Origin of the sequence: Microvirga sp. HBU67558, assembly GCF_018069605.1 — a bacterium.
Classification (GTDB): domain Bacteria; phylum Pseudomonadota; class Alphaproteobacteria; order Rhizobiales; family Beijerinckiaceae; genus Microvirga; species Microvirga terrae.
Map to the genome: position 1 here is coordinate 1 of NZ_JAGPUP010000541.1, position 15,594 is coordinate 15,594.

18 protein-coding genes are annotated in these 15,594 nt (G+C 61.5%); 17 read left to right on the forward strand and 1 reads right to left on the reverse strand.

The features are described 5' to 3' along the window. The 6 genes from KBI52_RS20615 to KBI52_RS20640 form a co-directional block, all read left to right on the forward strand. Positions 1 to 2,951, forward strand: a 2,951-nt coding sequence (locus tag KBI52_RS20615) for an efflux RND transporter permease subunit (RefSeq protein WP_210811137.1), incomplete at its 5' end; no start/stop codon positions are given. A gap of 61 nt (positions 2,952 to 3,012) precedes the next feature. Next, a complete protein-coding gene (locus KBI52_RS20620) occupies positions 3,013 to 3,699 on the forward strand; it encodes a VOC family protein (RefSeq protein ID WP_210811139.1) in 687 nt (228 codons plus the stop codon). A 49-nt stretch (positions 3,700 to 3,748) separates the two neighbouring features. Continuing rightward, a complete protein-coding gene (locus KBI52_RS20625) occupies positions 3,749 to 5,128 on the forward strand; it encodes an FAD-containing oxidoreductase (RefSeq protein ID WP_210811140.1) in 1,380 nt (459 codons plus the stop codon). A 10-nt stretch (positions 5,129 to 5,138) separates the two neighbouring features. Next, a complete protein-coding gene (gene wrbA, locus KBI52_RS20630; protein ID WP_210811142.1) occupies positions 5,139 to 5,822 on the forward strand; it encodes an NAD(P)H:quinone oxidoreductase in 684 nt (227 codons plus the stop codon). Positions 5,823 to 5,927: 105 nt separating this feature from the next. After that, positions 5,928 to 6,266, forward strand: a complete 339-nt coding sequence (locus KBI52_RS20635; protein ID WP_210811146.1) for a DUF1476 domain-containing protein — start codon at positions 5,928 to 5,930, stop codon at positions 6,264 to 6,266. 8 nt (positions 6,267 to 6,274) lie between these two features. Beyond that, positions 6,275 to 6,994: a hypothetical protein gene (locus tag KBI52_RS20640; protein WP_210811150.1), complete on the forward strand. Its 720-nt coding sequence runs from the start codon at positions 6,275 to 6,277 to the stop codon at positions 6,992 to 6,994. Positions 6,995 to 7,028: 34 nt separating this feature from the next. Here the strand turns inward: KBI52_RS20640 and KBI52_RS20645 are convergent, their stop codons facing one another. Next, entirely contained in the window at positions 7,029 to 7,616 is a 588-nt protein-coding gene (locus KBI52_RS20645; RefSeq protein WP_210811152.1) for a TetR/AcrR family transcriptional regulator, read from the reverse strand. A 309-nt stretch (positions 7,617 to 7,925) separates the two neighbouring features. Here KBI52_RS20645 and KBI52_RS20650 point away from each other — a divergent pair, with 309 nt between their 5' ends. From KBI52_RS20650 to KBI52_RS20700, 11 genes are all read left to right on the forward strand, one after another. Continuing rightward, a complete protein-coding gene (locus tag KBI52_RS20650) occupies positions 7,926 to 8,549 on the forward strand; it encodes a transglutaminase-like cysteine peptidase (RefSeq protein WP_262265666.1) in 624 nt (207 codons plus the stop codon). Between the two features lie 13 nt (positions 8,550 to 8,562). After that, positions 8,563 to 8,988, forward strand: coding sequence for a response regulator (locus KBI52_RS20655; RefSeq protein ID WP_210811157.1), 426 nt, complete (start codon positions 8,563 to 8,565; stop codon positions 8,986 to 8,988). Positions 8,989 to 9,048: 60 nt separating this feature from the next. Then, the gene (locus tag KBI52_RS20660) at positions 9,049 to 9,438 is read left to right on the forward strand and encodes a hypothetical protein (RefSeq protein ID WP_210811158.1); all 390 of its coding nucleotides are present in this window, start codon (positions 9,049 to 9,051) and stop codon (positions 9,436 to 9,438) included. Positions 9,439 to 9,637: 199 nt separating this feature from the next. Further along, positions 9,638 to 9,898 (forward strand): hypothetical protein, encoded by a 261-nt coding sequence (locus KBI52_RS20665; protein WP_210811159.1) that lies wholly within the window; start codon positions 9,638 to 9,640, stop codon positions 9,896 to 9,898. 66 nt (positions 9,899 to 9,964) lie between these two features. Further along, positions 9,965 to 11,593, forward strand: a complete 1,629-nt coding sequence (locus KBI52_RS20670; RefSeq protein ID WP_210811162.1) for an NADP-dependent glyceraldehyde-3-phosphate dehydrogenase — start codon at positions 9,965 to 9,967, stop codon at positions 11,591 to 11,593. A 405-nt stretch (positions 11,594 to 11,998) separates the two neighbouring features. Beyond that, entirely contained in the window at positions 11,999 to 12,535 is a 537-nt protein-coding gene (locus KBI52_RS20675; RefSeq protein ID WP_210811166.1) for a YkgB family protein, read from the forward strand. A gap of 134 nt (positions 12,536 to 12,669) precedes the next feature. Continuing rightward, a complete protein-coding gene (locus KBI52_RS20680; RefSeq protein WP_210811169.1) occupies positions 12,670 to 12,825 on the forward strand; it encodes a DUF1127 domain-containing protein in 156 nt (51 codons plus the stop codon). A 46-nt stretch (positions 12,826 to 12,871) separates the two neighbouring features. Further along, positions 12,872 to 13,330 carry a peptide-methionine (R)-S-oxide reductase MsrB gene (msrB, locus tag KBI52_RS20685; RefSeq protein ID WP_210811174.1) on the forward strand — a complete coding sequence of 153 codons (459 nt, stop codon included), beginning with the start codon at positions 12,872 to 12,874 and terminating at the stop codon, positions 13,328 to 13,330. Beyond that, entirely contained in the window at positions 13,327 to 13,842 is a 516-nt protein-coding gene (gene msrA / locus KBI52_RS20690; RefSeq protein ID WP_210811177.1) for a peptide-methionine (S)-S-oxide reductase MsrA, read from the forward strand. Before msrB ends, msrA begins: the two co-directional genes overlap by 4 nt. 362 nt (positions 13,843 to 14,204) lie before the next feature. Then, positions 14,205 to 14,621: a cupin domain-containing protein gene (locus KBI52_RS20695; protein WP_315974866.1), complete on the forward strand. Its 417-nt coding sequence runs from the start codon at positions 14,205 to 14,207 to the stop codon at positions 14,619 to 14,621. Positions 14,622 to 14,642: 21 nt separating this feature from the next. Next, entirely contained in the window at positions 14,643 to 15,578 is a 936-nt protein-coding gene (locus tag KBI52_RS20700; protein WP_210811289.1) for an NADP-dependent oxidoreductase, read from the forward strand. Positions 15,579 to 15,594 lie beyond the last annotated feature (16 nt).

Here is a 15,594-nt window from a genome sequence, read left to right on the forward strand (position 1 = left end):
ACATGTCCTCCTATTCCACCGGCGACGGTGCCATGGCGCTGACGATCACGTTCAAGCTCGGCACCAACCTCGACAATGCTCAGGTGCTGGTTCAGAACCGCGTCGCCATCGCCACCCCACGCCTGCCGGAGGAGGTGCGGCGCCTAGGCGTCACGACCCTCAAGAGCTCGCCCGATCTGATGATGGTCGTGCACATGCTCTCGCCGGACAATTCCTACGACCAGCTCTATGTCTCGAACTACGCCCGCAACTATGTTCGCGACGTCCTGCTGCGGCTCGACGGCGTCGGTGATCTCCTCATCTGGGGCGAACGGCAGTACTCTATCCGCATCTGGCTTGATCCGGAGAAGCTCGCCTCCTACGGCATGTCGTCGAGCGAGGTGGTCAAGGCGATCCAGGAGCAGAATGTCCAGGTCTCCGGCGGTGCCCTGGGGCAGGAACCGGCGCCGTCAGATGCCGCCTTCCAGCTCACGGTGACGACGCAGGGCCGCTTCGAGGATCCGCGCGAGTTCCGGCAGATCATCGTCCAGGCGACACCGCAGGGACGCCTCGTGCGGCTGCACGATGTGGCCCGCATCGAGCTCGGCGCCCAGGACTACGTGACGAATTCCTACCTCGACGGGAAGCCGGCCGTTGCCCTCGGGATCTTCAGCAGACCCGGCACGAATGCCCTCTCGGCAGCCCATCAGATCATCCAGAATATGGAAGAGCTCAAGACCAACTTTCCACCTGGGATCGAGTACAGGATCGTCTACAACCCCACGGAGTTCATCGCCGCGAGCGTGAACGAAGTTTACAAGACGCTGCTCGAGGCGACGGTGCTCGTGGTGATCGTGGTCTTTGTCTTCCTGCAGAGCTGGCGCACGGCGATCATTCCCATCGTGGCGATCCCGGTCTCCCTGATCGGCACCTTCGCCTTCATGGCGGCACTTGGTTTTTCCATCAATACGCTGACCCTGTTCGGCATGGTGCTTGCCATCGGCATCGTGGTCGACGACGCCATCGTGGTGGTGGAGAACGTGGAGCGCAACATCGCGCTCGGGCTTTCGCCCCGTGACGCAGCCCACACGACCATGGACGAGGTCGGAGCCGCTCTCATCGCGATCGCGCTGGTTCTGGCCGCGGTCTTCGTGCCGACGGCCTTCATCCCCGGCATCTCGGGGCAGTTTTACCGTCAGTTCGCCCTGACCATCGCCGTGTCGACGGTGATCTCGGCCTTCAACTCGCTGACATTGTCACCGGCGCTCGCTGCCATGTTGCTCAAGCCTCATAGCCATGAGCAGCCGCACAACCCGCTTGTCCGCTTCGGAAACAGGCTGGCGAACGGCTTCAACCGCGGGTTTGACGCGACGGCCAATGGCTATGCCAGGTCGGTTGGGGTGTTGTTGCGTCACAAGCTGATCGTCCTGCCGGTCTATGTCGGGCTTCTCGCCGGCACCGTCTGGATTGTCAATCACGTGCCGCGCGGCTTCATTCCGACCCTGGATCAGGGCTATGCCATCGTCGTGGTCCAGCTGCCGGATGGGTCGTCCCTGTCCCGCACCGACGCGGTGGTGCAGCGGGCCTCCAGGATCATGCAGGGAACACCCGGCGTTCAGCACGCCTCGGCGTTTGCTGGCTTCTCCGGCGCCACCTTCACCAATGCCACCAATGCGGCGGCGATCTTCGCCGTGTTCAAGCCGTTTGAGGAACGGGTCCGGGATGGGATTCCCGCGCCCAAGATCATTAGCGACCTCGTTGCCGGCCTGCAGCAGATCGAGGAGGCCTTCATCATTGCCATTCCGCCGCCGCCGGTGCGTGGCCTCGGCAATTCCGGCGGCTTCAAGGTTCAGCTCCAGAACCGGACCGGCGATGACGTGCGCGGGATCCTCGCCACGGCCTACCAGCTGATGGGGCAGGCGCGCCAGAACCCGAATCTGGCCGGCGTCTTCACGACGTTCTCGGCCAACTCGCCCCAGGTCTATCTGCAGATCGACCGACAGAAGGCCAGCATTCTCAATGTGCCGATCCCCAACATCTTCGAGACGCTCCGGATCAACCTCGGCGCGGCCTATGTGAATGACTTCAACGCCTTTGGCCGCGTTTATCAGGTCCGCGCCCAGGCCGACCAGCATTTCCGCGTCGACCAGGAGGACATCAACCGCCTGCGGGTTCGCTCCTCGACCGGCGCCCTCATTCCCCTGGGAACACTTGTGGAGATGCGGGAGGTCTCGGGGCCGGACCTGGTCCAGCGCTACAACATGTACACCTCGGTGGCGGTGCAGGGTAACGCCGGCCCGGGCGTGTCCTCGGGCGACGCTCTGGATGCCATGGAGACCCTGATCCGGCAGAACCTCGCGCCCGGCATGGGCTTCGCATGGACCGAGCTGGCGTTCCAGGAGCGCCAGACCGGCAATACGGCGGTGTTCATCTTCGCGCTCTCGGTGCTCTTCGTCTTCCTCGTGCTCGCGGCACAATATGAAAGCTGGTCTCTGCCGGTCGCCATCATCCTGATTGTGCCGATGGGCGTGCTCTCGGCGCTGATCGGCGTGATGATCCGGGGACAGGACAATAACATCCTGACCCAGATCGGGCTTGTGGTCCTGGTCGGTCTCGCGGCAAAGAACGCGATTCTGATCGTCGAGTTCGCCCGTCAGGAGGAATCTGTCGGCAAATCGCCGGTCGAGGCCGTCATTGAGGCCTGCCGGTTGCGGCTGCGTCCCATCCTGATGACGGCCTTCGCCTTCATCCTCGGCGTGCTGCCACTGGTGATCGCGACCGGTCCCGGTGCCGAGATGCGGCAGGCGCTCGGCACGGCGGTGTTCGCCGGCATGCTCGGCGTCACCGTGTTCGGCCTCTTCCTGACGCCCGTCTTCTACGTCGCGGCGCGGTTCGCGGTGATCCGGATGAGCAGGTGGCGCCGTCCTAAGCCCGCGCGGGTTGCCGTTCCCGATTCAACGCCAGCCGAATGAAAGGCGGGGAATCCGGCCCAACCTGGCCACTCTCAAGTTCTGTAAACGGTAGGAGGATGACATGAACGATACGCAGGTCCTCAGCGAAGCCGCGTCCCAGACCGCGAGACCGCAGGCAGTTGACATGAAGCTCGAGGTCGTCGTCATTCCGGTTGTGGATGTCGATCGCGCCAAGAGCTTTTACAACGGCCTGGGATGGCGGCTCGACGCCGACTTCGCCGCCGGTGACGACTGGCGCGTGATCCAGTTCACGCCGCCGGGTTCCGGATGCTCGGTGATCTTCGGCAAGAACGTGACTGCCGCGCCCCCTGGCTCCGCCCAAGGACTGTACCTCATCGTCTCCGATATCCAGACGGCCCGCGACGATTTGCTCGGACGCGGCGTCAAGGTCAGCGAGGTGTTCCACGCCGTCGACGAGCATACTGGCACGGACGAGCCATACCTGTTCGGGCGGGTCCGGGTGAGCGGCCGGGATCCCGAAAACCGCACCTACCGCACCTATGCCTCGTTCAGCGATCCGGACGGCAATGGCTGGCTGTTGCAGGAGATCACGGAGCGCCTGCCCGGACGCGTGGACACGAACGGCGCGACCTTCACCTCGCCGGCGGACCTCGCGACCGCACTCCGCCGTGCAGCGGCCGCACACGGCGAGCACGAGACGCGGACTGGCCAGCATGATGAGGGCTGGCCGGACTGGTACGCCGAGTACATGGTGGCGCAGCAGACCGGCAAGCCACTGCCGACGTGAGCATCAGCCGCGGTGATCCTCGGCCAGCCCTCATCGTGGAGCCCGTATCATGACCCAGACCTTCGACGCCATTGTCATCGGGGCCGGACAGGCGGGCCCATCCCTGGCCGGACGGCTGACCGCCGCCGGCATGCGGGTCGCGCTCATTGAGCGTAACCAGTTCGGCGGCACCTGCGTCAACACCGGCTGCATGCCGACCAAGACGCTGGTTGCCAGCGCCTACGCGGCCCATCTCGCCCGGCGAGGCAATGAGTATGGGATCGCAAGCGATGGGCCCATCCGGATCGACATGAAACGGGTCAAAGCCCGGGCCGATACCGTCTCGACGACTGCCCGCACGAATGTCGAAAAGTGGCTGCGTGGCATGGACGGCCTGACCGTCATTGAGGGGCACGCCCGGTTCAAGGGCCCGGCTGTCGTCCAGGTGGGCGAGAGCCTGCTGACATCGCCCCGCATCTTCATCAATGTCGGCGGCCGCGCGAACGTGCCCGACATGCCGGGTGTCGACACGGTCGACTATCTCACCAACACCTCAATCCTCAAGCTCGACACGGTCCCGCGGCACCTAGTCGTCATCGGTGGCAGCTACATCGGGCTTGAGTTTGCCCAGATGTACCGGCGGTTCGGCGCCGAGGTTACGGTGGTCGAGATGGCGCCGCGGCTGATTGCCCGCGAGGACGAGGACGTCTCCGAGGCGGTTCGCGAGATCCTGACCGATGAGGGGATCACGGTCCGTCCCAATGCCATGTGCATCGGGTTCAAGGCGCATGCGGATGGTGTGGCGGTCGACGTCGATTGCACGTCCGGAGCACCCGTAGTGGTTGGATCGCGTGTGCTGCTGGCAGTCGGCCGTCGGCCCAACACGGACGATCTCGGCCTCGATAATGCTGGAGTCGTGGTCGATGCTCGGGGCTACATTGCGGTAGACGATGCTCTTGCAACGAACGTACCCGGCATCTGGGCTTTGGGCGACTGCAACGGCCGCGGGGCGTTTACCCACACGGCCTATAACGATTATGAAATCGCAGCAGCCAATCTTCTCGACGGTGGCTCGCGCCGCGTCAGCGAGCGACTTCTCGGCTACGCACTCTACATCGACCCACCGCTTGGACGCGTCGGCATGACCGAGACCGAGGCGCTCAGGTCAGGCCGGAAGGTGCTGGTGTCCAAGCGGTCAATGACGCGGGTTGGACGCGCCATTGAGCGAGGCGAAACTAAGGGCTTCATCAAGATCGTCGCCGATGCGGACACCAAGCAGATCCTCGGGGCTGCCGTTCTTGGTGTGACCGGCGATGAGGTCATCCACGGCGTCCTCAACATGATGAATGCCGGAGCCCCTTACCCGACGCTGCAGTGGGCGGTGCCGGTCCATCCTACCGTCTCCGAGCTGATCCCCACCGTGCTCGGCGATCTCAAGCCCGTCCATTAAGGAGTCTGCAATGGCCAAGATCCTTGTCGTCTACTATTCTTCTTACGGACATATCGAGCAGATGGCCCAAGCCGTTGCAGAGGGCGCCAGCTCTGTTGCCGGAACGGATGTCGTCATCAAACGGGTTGCAGAGCTGGTCCCCGAGGAGGTCGCCCGCAAGTCCGGGATGAAGATCGATCAGGACGCACCGATCGCCAGCCCCAACGAGCTTGGCGACTACGACGCAGTCATCTTCGGCACGCCAACCCGCTACGGCGGCATGGCGGCTCAGATGCGCAACTTCCTCGACCAGACCGGCGGCCTTTGGGTGAAGGGTGCGTTGGTGGGCAAAGTTGGAAGCGTTTTCGCCTCCACGGGATCTCAGCACGGAGGTCAGGAGACGACGATCACGTCCTTCCACACGACACTACTGCATCACGGCATGATCATCGTCGGCCTGCCCTACTCCTTTGAAGGCCAATCCAGGATAGACGAGGTCACTGGCGGGTCCCCCTATGGTGCGACCACGATTGCCGGCGGGGACGGCTCACGTCAGCCGAGCCAGAACGAGCTTGAGGGTGCCCGCTTTCAAGGCCGGCATGTGGCCGAGATTGCGGGAAAGCTGGAACGTGGCGCTGGGGAACGAGGGCCCGTACCGGCGGATATGCGGAACCCGACCGAGACCGTCGGCGGAACAGCCAGCGAGCCGACATGATGCCTGCCCGGCGACAGTATAATCGTTTCGACGATTCTTGGATCTGTTTCGTGACCCACTCCGGCGGCAAGATCGCGCCGTGTCTTAACGAGTGGGTCAGTTTCCATGATGATTATCGACGACCAGGTCAACGAAACCTTCAGGTTCGATCCCGAAAGGGTCCAACGATACAAGGTCATCCTCCGGCGAAACCGGCTCTTCGGCTTCTGGGTGGGCAAGCAGCTCGGCAAGATCGATTGCGAGATGCTTTACTACATAGCGAGCGTGGTCGATGCTGACCTGGAAGAACCTGGTGATCGCGATATTATCCAGAAAGTCCGCGATGATATGCGGACCGCCGGCATCAAGGTGAGTGGAGCTGCTCTTCGCGCCAAACTCGATGCGTTACATGCCCAGGCCCGCCGCGAACTCGGAGGGCCATCGCCCGATCAACCAACCTCATGAGGGATGCCATGCACGACCTGCTTGAGCGTGTCCTCGCCGCACATGGCGGACTGGACCGGTGGAACAGCTCTCACGAGGTGAGTGCAACCGTTGTGACCGGGGGCGACTTCTGGGCGACGAAAGGTATTTCCACCGATAACATCCGGCGCCGAGCAAAAGTCGGTATACATCGGGAAGGGGCAACACTTGCCCCGTTTGGCAATCCGGACTGGCACATGACATTCGCTCCCGACCGGGTCGTGGTTGAAGCCAGCGACAAATCAATCGTCGCCGAAAGAGACGACCCAAGGTCGGCCTTTGCAGGTCATGGGCTTGAAACCCCATGGGATCCGTTGCACCTGGCCTACTTCAACGGCTATGCCCTGTGGACGTATCTCACAACGCCTTTCCTGCTGGCGATGCCCGGCTTTGAAGTTGAGGAAGTCGAGCCCTGGCAGGAGAAAGATGAGTCTTGGCGGGTTCTGCGTGCGACGTTTCCCGCCGGGATCGCCAGCCATTGCCGCGAACAGGACTTCTATTTTGGCCCGGATTTCCTGATCCGCCGCCACGATTACCAGGTGGACGTTTCCGGCGGCTTCCTTGCGGCACAGTACGTCTACGACGTCAGGGACTTTGGGGGATTTATGTTCCCGACCCAAAGGCGCGCTCACCCGCGTCTCGCAAACCGCCAGCCGGACCGCTCACGCACACTCGTGTCAATCGACCTCAGCGAGTATGCAGTGACTTGAAAGCATCAGGCCTGACCGGAAGTCTGAGATTTAGTTAGGATATCAGGGCCAACGCAGACCGGTCTTCCATTGCGAGCAACTGGGTCGCCATCCGCTTAGCCTGCCGGGCAGGCTCGACGCTGCGGGTCATCTGTGCAACCGCGATCGCGCCCTCGTGCAGCAAATTCATCTCGGCAGCGATCCGCTTTGGCTCAGCAAACCGCGCCGCGTGGGCAAGTTCCTCAAAGTAGGCCAGCGCCAAGCGTTTGTGCAGCACCGCGGCCTGGAACACGGGATTGACGGTGTCCTTGTGCTCGCCAGCAGCGCTCGCGAAGACGCAGCCGCGGAAATGCTCGTCCCGAAACCAGGTTTCAAGGAAGTCGAAGGTTGCCAGCAGGCGCTCAACCGGATCCTTCGCGCGCTGCTCGACAAACGCCCGCATGGCGTCCCGCTCCTGCTCGTCCCTACGCTCGAGAACGGCCAGAATGAGATCCTCTTTGGTTTCGAAATGCCGGTAGAGCGTCGTCTTGGCGACCCCGGCCTCGGCGATGATCAGGTCAATGCCTGTCGCGTGGTAGCCATGCTGGTTGAACAGCCGCAACGCGGTCTCGAGCAGATGATCACGAATTTCTGAACGACGCATTGCACCCCCTCACGACAATACAGATCGGTATTTTTAAACTTAGGGCCGACGGTGCTCAAAAGCAAGCACGCATCTCCTATCCAACTGCTCTCCAAACGTGCGCCTTCGCACACCGACGTCCAGAGCCGCCTTGCGGAACGATACAGACCTGTATAAATCGAATGTGTTCGATACAGACTAGTATCGTTTGGGAGTGGTGGGATGGCCTGCCAACCCAGTGAGATCAGGAGGGCGATGATGCCCTGGACTATCAAACGGCAGTGCTCCTGTTACCCTGTTGCTGAGAAGAAGACTGCCCGAGGAGGCTTGGTGTGGACCCTTCGATCCATAGTGATCGGCCTCCTCCTGTTGTTTTCCCTTGTCGGGATCCCGCGCGTCAATGCAGGCGAGCTCAACCCGTTTAGCGCAGCCTGGATTCCGTCAGCGGGCGAGAGCGCTCAGCTGACGGACGCCTGGAGTGAGTTTTGCCAGCGGAGCCCGGGCGAATGTGCGATCGACCCCTCCGAGCCTGCCACGATCAAGCTCGACGAACGTGCCTGGGCCCTGATCGTGGCGATCAACCAGCAAGTCAACGCCGCCGTGTCGCCGCAGGAAGACATCGCCCACTGGGGCGTGATCGATCGCTGGGACTATCCCGACGATGGCTATGGGGATTGTGAGGACTATCAGATCCTCAAGCGCCGCATGCTGGTCGAAGCCGGCTTACCGCGACGGGCCCTTCGCATGGTCGTGGTGCTCGACGAACTCGGTGCAGGCCATGCCGTCATGGCTGTCCGGACCGATCGCGGTGACTTCATCCTCGACAACAAGCGGGACGCCGTCCTGCCGTGGCATCAGACCGGCTACGTGTACATCAAGAGCGAAGGTGACCGGCCTCACGCCTGGGTCTGGCTGAGCAACCAAGCCGTCGCCACGTCGGCTGTCAGCCGATAACGGGGAGGCTCTCATGCCACGGTCGCTTCACGGAAACCGCGCACGCATTCTGATCGCTGACACTAACATGACCTTTCGGGAGACCCTCGCGCAGCACCTGCGGGCGAGCGGGTTCGAGGTGGTCACCGCCTCCAACGGCCAAAGCGCCTTTTCCCGGCTGCGTGACCGGGATCGGCCAATCGACTGGTTCTACGTCCGGGCTGATCTGCAGGACCTGATGGACGGATGGATCCTGGCTGACGAATACCATGACAGCCATCCGCATCAGGCCGCGGTGATTGCCGCGTCTGTCGAGCGCGTCTCCGGGCAGGGTCACGTGGTTCTGAAGGATCCCCCGCTGGCAGTCGTCGTGGATGCCATCCAGACCGTGTCCAACACACCCGAAGGCGCACGATCCGCAGCTGTCACGGATTCCGATCCACGGCGTCGTGCAGCGTAACCGATGCTTTCGTCCGGAGCCTATTGCCGGCCGTGGACCTGGCACCTGGAGATATCGATCATGTACACCAAAGCGATCGTCGAACGAGCGTGTGTCGACTACCCTTTCTTAAGCGACCTTTGTGCTGCCGAAATCGAGCGGCGCATCATCCAAGCCTATGTTCAGCTCGTGTTTCGGGCGGTTGACAGAAACAGCTCGCGAGCCATTGCGGTGCTACGGCTTGGCTCGCTTGAAGTCCACCTGACCGAACTGCACCCGGCACATCCCAGCCCGGACCTGCCGCCATTCTGGATCGAGGTCATCGACGCCCCAACGCAGAGCTCAGTCGACAGCCTGGGGTTCCACGACTTCGACGAGGATGAACTGGCAGCGGCAGTCGAGATGATCGTGAGCGCGGCGCATAACGCCGGTCACTGGAATGGCCCGTCTCCGCGCGGACCCGCAACCTAAATCGAGCGGCCGTGCCGGCGTGGATCAATGAGGACAAAGTCATGGACCGAAGCAACGAGCAAAGCTCCTTCTGGGCCTCTGTCACCGCAGTGCTTACGCTGACACTCGTCATTGGCGTGCTTTATCTGCCCTTGTTTCTGTAAATCAGCGGTTGCCGCAATACTGGCCACAGCTCAGGGCTGTTCCGAGAATGGTTCGGATGAGAACGGCGAAGCTGCCAGGCCGTTTCATCACATCGGGGACAGGCTCTGTTGGGGAAAAGACGGCGATCCTCAAGGATCGCCGTCAGCTCACGGGGGAGAGTCAAAGTCTGCAGGAGAACCGGCTGTGTACACCCGGGGAGACTATCGGAGTTCTCAGCCAAGTGCTGGAAAAAGCTGTCGAGAGAATCCGATTGTCGCAATTTGAGGCGAATTTCAGCAATCCGAAATCAGAGCAAAGGCATACCCAACCGGTCTGATGGCGAACAAGCCATAGATCTGCCTGGCTAACCAGTTACGTTGGCGGGCAATACGGGATGCGTGACATGGCCAATTCCGATGCCTTGAGGCTGCTCTTCCCCGAGGACGATAGGATCCCGGCGGAACACCGTCCGCCCGCACCCATTCACCAGCGGACCTATCTCGTCAACGGCGAACTAAAGGTCTGGGATGGACCTATCGATGTCGTGCGGTCGCCAGTCTGCCTACGTGCAGCAGACGGTCAGTTACGGCAAATCGAACTTGGGAGCGTTCCCTCCGGAGGAGAACAGGAGGCGGAAGAGGCGCTTGAGGCCGCCGTGGTCGCTTACGATGGCGGTCGCGGCCGGTGGCCGACCATGACCGTGGCCGAACGGATTGGCTGCCTGCAGGAGTTCACAAACCAGATGATCAGCCGGCGGCAGGAGGTCGTTGATCTGATCATGTGGGAGATCGGCAAACCCAAAGCGGATTCCGAGAAGGAGTTCGACCGCACCGTCGACTACATCCGGGCAACGATCAACGCTCTGAAGGAACTCGACAACAGCAATTCCAGGTTCACGATCGTCGAGGGCACGATCGGCCAGATCCGGCGCACCCCACTCGGGGTTGTCCTCTGCATGGGACCCTACAACTATCCGCTGAACGAGACCTTTGCGACCCTTATCCCGGCGCTTATCATGGGCAACACGGTGGTGTTCAAGCCGCCGCGGTTCGGCGCACTGTTGTTCTACCCGCTGCTGGAGGCCTTTCAGCATTCATTTCCGAAGGGCGTGATCAACATGGTGTACGGGCGTGGCTCGGTCGTTGTGCCTCGCCTGCTGGACACGGGTCAACTGAACGTCCTGGCCCTGATCGGCTCGAGCAAGGTCGCGGACCATCTCAAGAAGCTGCATCCAAAGACCAACCGGCTGCGGGCCGTTCTCGGCCTCGATGCCAAGAATGCCGCCATCATCCTGCCAGACGCCGACCTTGAGCTTGCGGTCAAGGAGTGCCTGACCGGAACTCTCACCTTCAACGGCCAACGCTGCACAGCGCTGAAGATGTTGATCGTTCATCAGTCGATTGTCGAGCCGTTCCTGCGCCGGTTCGGCGAGGAGGTGGCCAAGCTCAAGGTCGGTATGCCGTGGGAGAAGGGCGTCAACATCACGCCCTTGCCCGAGGCCGGCAAGACCGACCGCATGACGGCCCTGGTCGAGGACGCAAAGGCCAAGGGGGCTCGCGTGGTCAACGAAGACGGCGGCAGCGTGGCTGGTACCCTGTTCTATCCGGCGGTCGTCTATCCCGTTGAAGAGAGCATGAAGCTCTACCGGGAGGAACAGTTCGGGCCGGTTGTCCCGGTGATGCCCTTCGAGGATCTCGAAATGGCCCTCGAGTACGTGACCACGTCCGAGCATGGCCAGCAGGTGAGCATCTTCAGCTCAAGTCCGGACCAGATCGGCCGACTCGTCGATCCGCTCGTCAATCAGGTGTGTCGTGTCAATATCAACTGCCAGTGTCAGCGCGGCCCTGATGTGTTTCCCTTTACCGGCCGCAAGGACTCCGCAGAGGGAACCCTGTCGGTGACGGACGCCCTCCGCTCGTTCTCGATCCGCTCGATGATCGCCACCAAGGAAACGGACGCGAACAAGAACCTGCTTGATGCGATTGTCACCGAGCAGACATCCAACTTCATCAACACCCGGTTTATCTTCTGACCGTCTGAGGGCGCTGAATCGGCTCTCCATGCACCGATGGGCGATGCTCGACGCGATCAGCATCGCCAATGAGGCAAGTAGGCGATACAGATCTGTACTACTCCATACCTCATCCCGAGCCGCGTGGTCCCTTATATACCCACTCACGAAAGTTCTGACTTCTGAGGGAGACTAACAAAGGCGGCGCGCCCTTGATCTCCTGTCACATGCAGTCCAAAGAACAGACTGCATCACCTGGGACCTATGTGCCATTTGGCACCTCACGTGAGCCAAAAGCCCTCCGTTTCGCGGACAATGCTTGCCGAGCGATACAGATCGGTATATCTCAGTGCGTAACGATACAGAACGGTATCGTTATATGCCGCCACGGGCCGGAGGGCCGCCGCGGAAACCCAGGAGTATACAATGTCTCATGTTTCTACCCCGAGCGTCGCGGCGCATCCGAGCCTTCAGGCTCCCGCGACTTTTCTATTTGATCTGGTCGACCGCCATGGCCGGACGGTCACAACAGCGGGCCTCTATGCCGCGCTGGTCGTGATCTATGCCTGGTTCGGTGGCATGAAGTTCACTGCCTATGAGGCAGAAGGCCTGACTGGTCTCGTTGGCAACAGTCCGGTGTTGAGCTGGGTCTATCCGATCTTTGGCGTGCGAGGGTTCTCGAGCCTCCTCGGTGTCCTCGAGCTCAGCATCGGCGCCCTGATTGCCGCCCGGCTTATTGGACCCGTGTACTCCCTCATCGGCGGTGTGCTCTCGGCCGGTCTGTTTGTGACCACCCTCAGCTTTATGGCAACGACGCCAGGCGTGTTTCTGCCGGAGGTTGGTTACCCGGCGATTTCCGTCGCACCCGGTCAGTTCCTGCTCAAGGACATAGGCTTGCTTGCTGTGTCCCTCGCGATCGCCGTTGACTCGCTTTCGCGCCTGCGCTCGGCCCGCGCCGCCTGACCGATGGCGGGGCGGAGCCTCCACTTGGCTCCGCCCTCCCCTCGACGGCCGGTCGATTGCGGACCACCGGGGAGAGGGCGGCACCTGCCACCCTTACGCCGACGGTATCAGTCGGCCAACATCAGGAGTTTCACATGTTTATCGCCTTCATCATGTCTAGGATCAGTGCCTATTTGCAATATCGCCGGGTCATTCGTGAGCTGATGCAACTCTCAGATCGGGAGCTCGACGATATCGGCATCTCCCGCAACGATATTAATGGCATCGCGCGTCAGAGTGCGGCCTCGTAAGCCGCCCCTGGGATCGCCTTTCCAAATCACGGAAGGAGAATGTCAGATGAAGACCTATCACAAGAACCCCGAGGCCGTGTCCCGGTTGACCCCGGAGCAGTACCGGGTGACACAGACAGATGGGACCGAGAGGCCCTTCGCCAACGCATACTGGGACAACAAGGAGCCTGGGCTCTACGTTGACGTCGTGTCAGGCGAACCGCTGTTCGCCTCGTTCGATAAGTTCGAGAGCCGTAGCGGCTGGCCCAGCTTCGTCAAGCCGATTGATGCCGACAACATCATCGAGAACCGTGACACGAGCCACGGCATGGTGCGAACCGAGGTGCGCTCCGCTCACGGCGACAGCCATCTGGGGCATGTATTCCCGGATGGGCCACAAGAGGCGGGCGGATTGCGCTACTGCATCAACTCGGCTTCTCTGCAGTTCATCCATTACGATGATCTGGAGAGCGAGGGTTACGGTGAGTTCCGCAAGCTGTTTGCAGGGAAAGGAGAAACAGTATGACTGGCTTAACTGAGCGGGCCGTTCTGGCCGGAGGCTGCTTCTGGGGTATGCAGGATCTCATCCGCCGCCTCCCCGGCGTCGTCTCCACACGGGTCGGGTACTCCGGCGGAGACGTTCCGAACGCGACCTACCGCAACCATGGCACGCACGCCGAGGCGATCGAGATCATCTTCGATCCGGAGAAGACGAGCTTCCGCGACCTGCTGGAGTTCTTCTTCCAGATTCATGACCCGAGCACGAAGAACCGGCAGGGGAATGACATCGGCATGAGCTACCGGTCGGCGATCTTCTACACCTCGGACGAGCAGAGGCGGGTCGCCGAGGACACCATCGCCGATGTCGATGCCTCGGGACTGTGGCCGGGCAAAGTCGTCACGGAACTCGCACCAGCGGGCGATTTCTGGGAGGCTGAGCCCGAGCATCAGGATTATCTCGAGCGGATTCCGAACGGCTATACGTGCCACTTCATCCGTCCCGGCTGGAAGTTGCCGCGCCGCAGCAACGCTGCTTAGGAAAGAAAGCTCGTGGATTCGGTCTTCCCGTAAAGCAGCTTCCAATTGGAATGGCCCGGAGAAATCCGGGCCCTTTTACGTTGGTTGTTCTGTTACTCCGAGCGCCAGAATGCGATCGACAGGGCCGATTTTCGCAAGATCGAATGTTCTCCCGCAATATCGAGACATTTGCGGCTTAGGCATCGACCGGCATAACGCTCATAATGCCCGACAACGGTGGCTATTGCATCTGGAGGAGCCCGGGCATAACGCCCCCTGCTGATGGTACAGTCCTTTTAGTCGTTCTTGGGCCTGCCGGCTTGGACGATCGGGCGCCAAGATCTCCGCGTTCCCGATCCGAGCCTGAGGACAGGACAATGAGGATGATCAAGTCAATCAGCGTTATCGCCGCCGCCGGCATTGCAATCACACTCGCGAATGTGCCCGCGTCGGCCCAGGGACAGGGCGAGACGGTGAAGACCGTCTTCGAGCGCACCATCCCGAATATTCCGGGCAAGACCCTGATCGCCCTTGAGGTGACCTACGCTCCGGGTGGCAAGTCTCCCTCCCATTTCCATCCCAAGTCCGCTTTCATCTATGCGCACGTGACATCCGGAGCCATTCGCAGCCAGGTCGGCGACGGGCCCGCCAAGGTCTACCAAGTGGGTGAAGGCTGGTACGAGGATCCCAGCTCGCATCATAAGATCAGCGAGAACGCCAGTGCCGCCGAACCGGCAAAGCTGCTCGCTGTGTTTGTCAGCGATACTGGCGAAACACTGGTCATCCCAGAGCAGAAGTAAGGGACTGCTGCTATGTCCAACATGATGGCTTGGCGCGTCCATGAGTTTGGCTCTCCGGAAGCGATGCAGTTCGAGCAGGTTCCAGTGCCCAGTCCCGGCCCTGGCGAGGTCCTCGTCAAAGTGCACGCCGCCGGGGTTGGCCCCTGGGATGGCTGGATCAGGTCTGGTAACAGCGCCTTGCCGCAACCCCTCCCCCTCACCTTGGGCTCAGACCTCTCTGGAGTGATCCAGGCCATCGGGCCGGATGTATCCGGACTGAGCGTCGGAGACGAGGTTTATGGTGTCACAAACCAACGGTTCATCGGCGCCTATGCCGAGTACGCCGTAGCCTCGGCTGCGATGATTGCGCGAAAGCCGGCCTCGATCGATGACCTCGAAGCAGCCTCCGTGCCAGTCATTGCCGTTACCGCATGGCAGGGCCTATTTGATCAGGCACAGCTCAAGGCCGGTCAGACGGTACTCATTCATGGGGCGGCCGGCAACGTGGGTGCCTATGCGGTGCAGTTCGCCCACCGTGCAGGCCTCCGGACCATCGCGACAGCTGCCGCTGACGACCACGCGTTTGTACGTGAGCTCGGGGCCGATATGCTGGTGGACTTCAACTCCCAACGCTTTGAAGACATGGCCCGGGACGTTGATGCCGTCTTCGATCTGGTCGGCGGCGAGACGCAACAGCGCTCGTTTCAGGTCCTGCGACGCGGCGGCAAGCTGATCTCGGCCGTGTCTCAGCCGGATCAGGATCTGGCGAAGAGCCATGGGGTCGATGCAGCCTTCTTTCTGGTCAAAGTCTCGACCCAATACTTGACGGAAATTGCCGCCTCGATCGATCATGGCGACCTGAGGACGCGGGTGGGCACAGTGATGCCCCTTGCTGATGCGCGGCAAGCTCATCTCATGCTGGAAGGCATGCGTCCTCTGCCCAAGGGAAAGATCGTTCTCGCCGTGACCTCCCTGTGAGAACCTGATGCGGCGC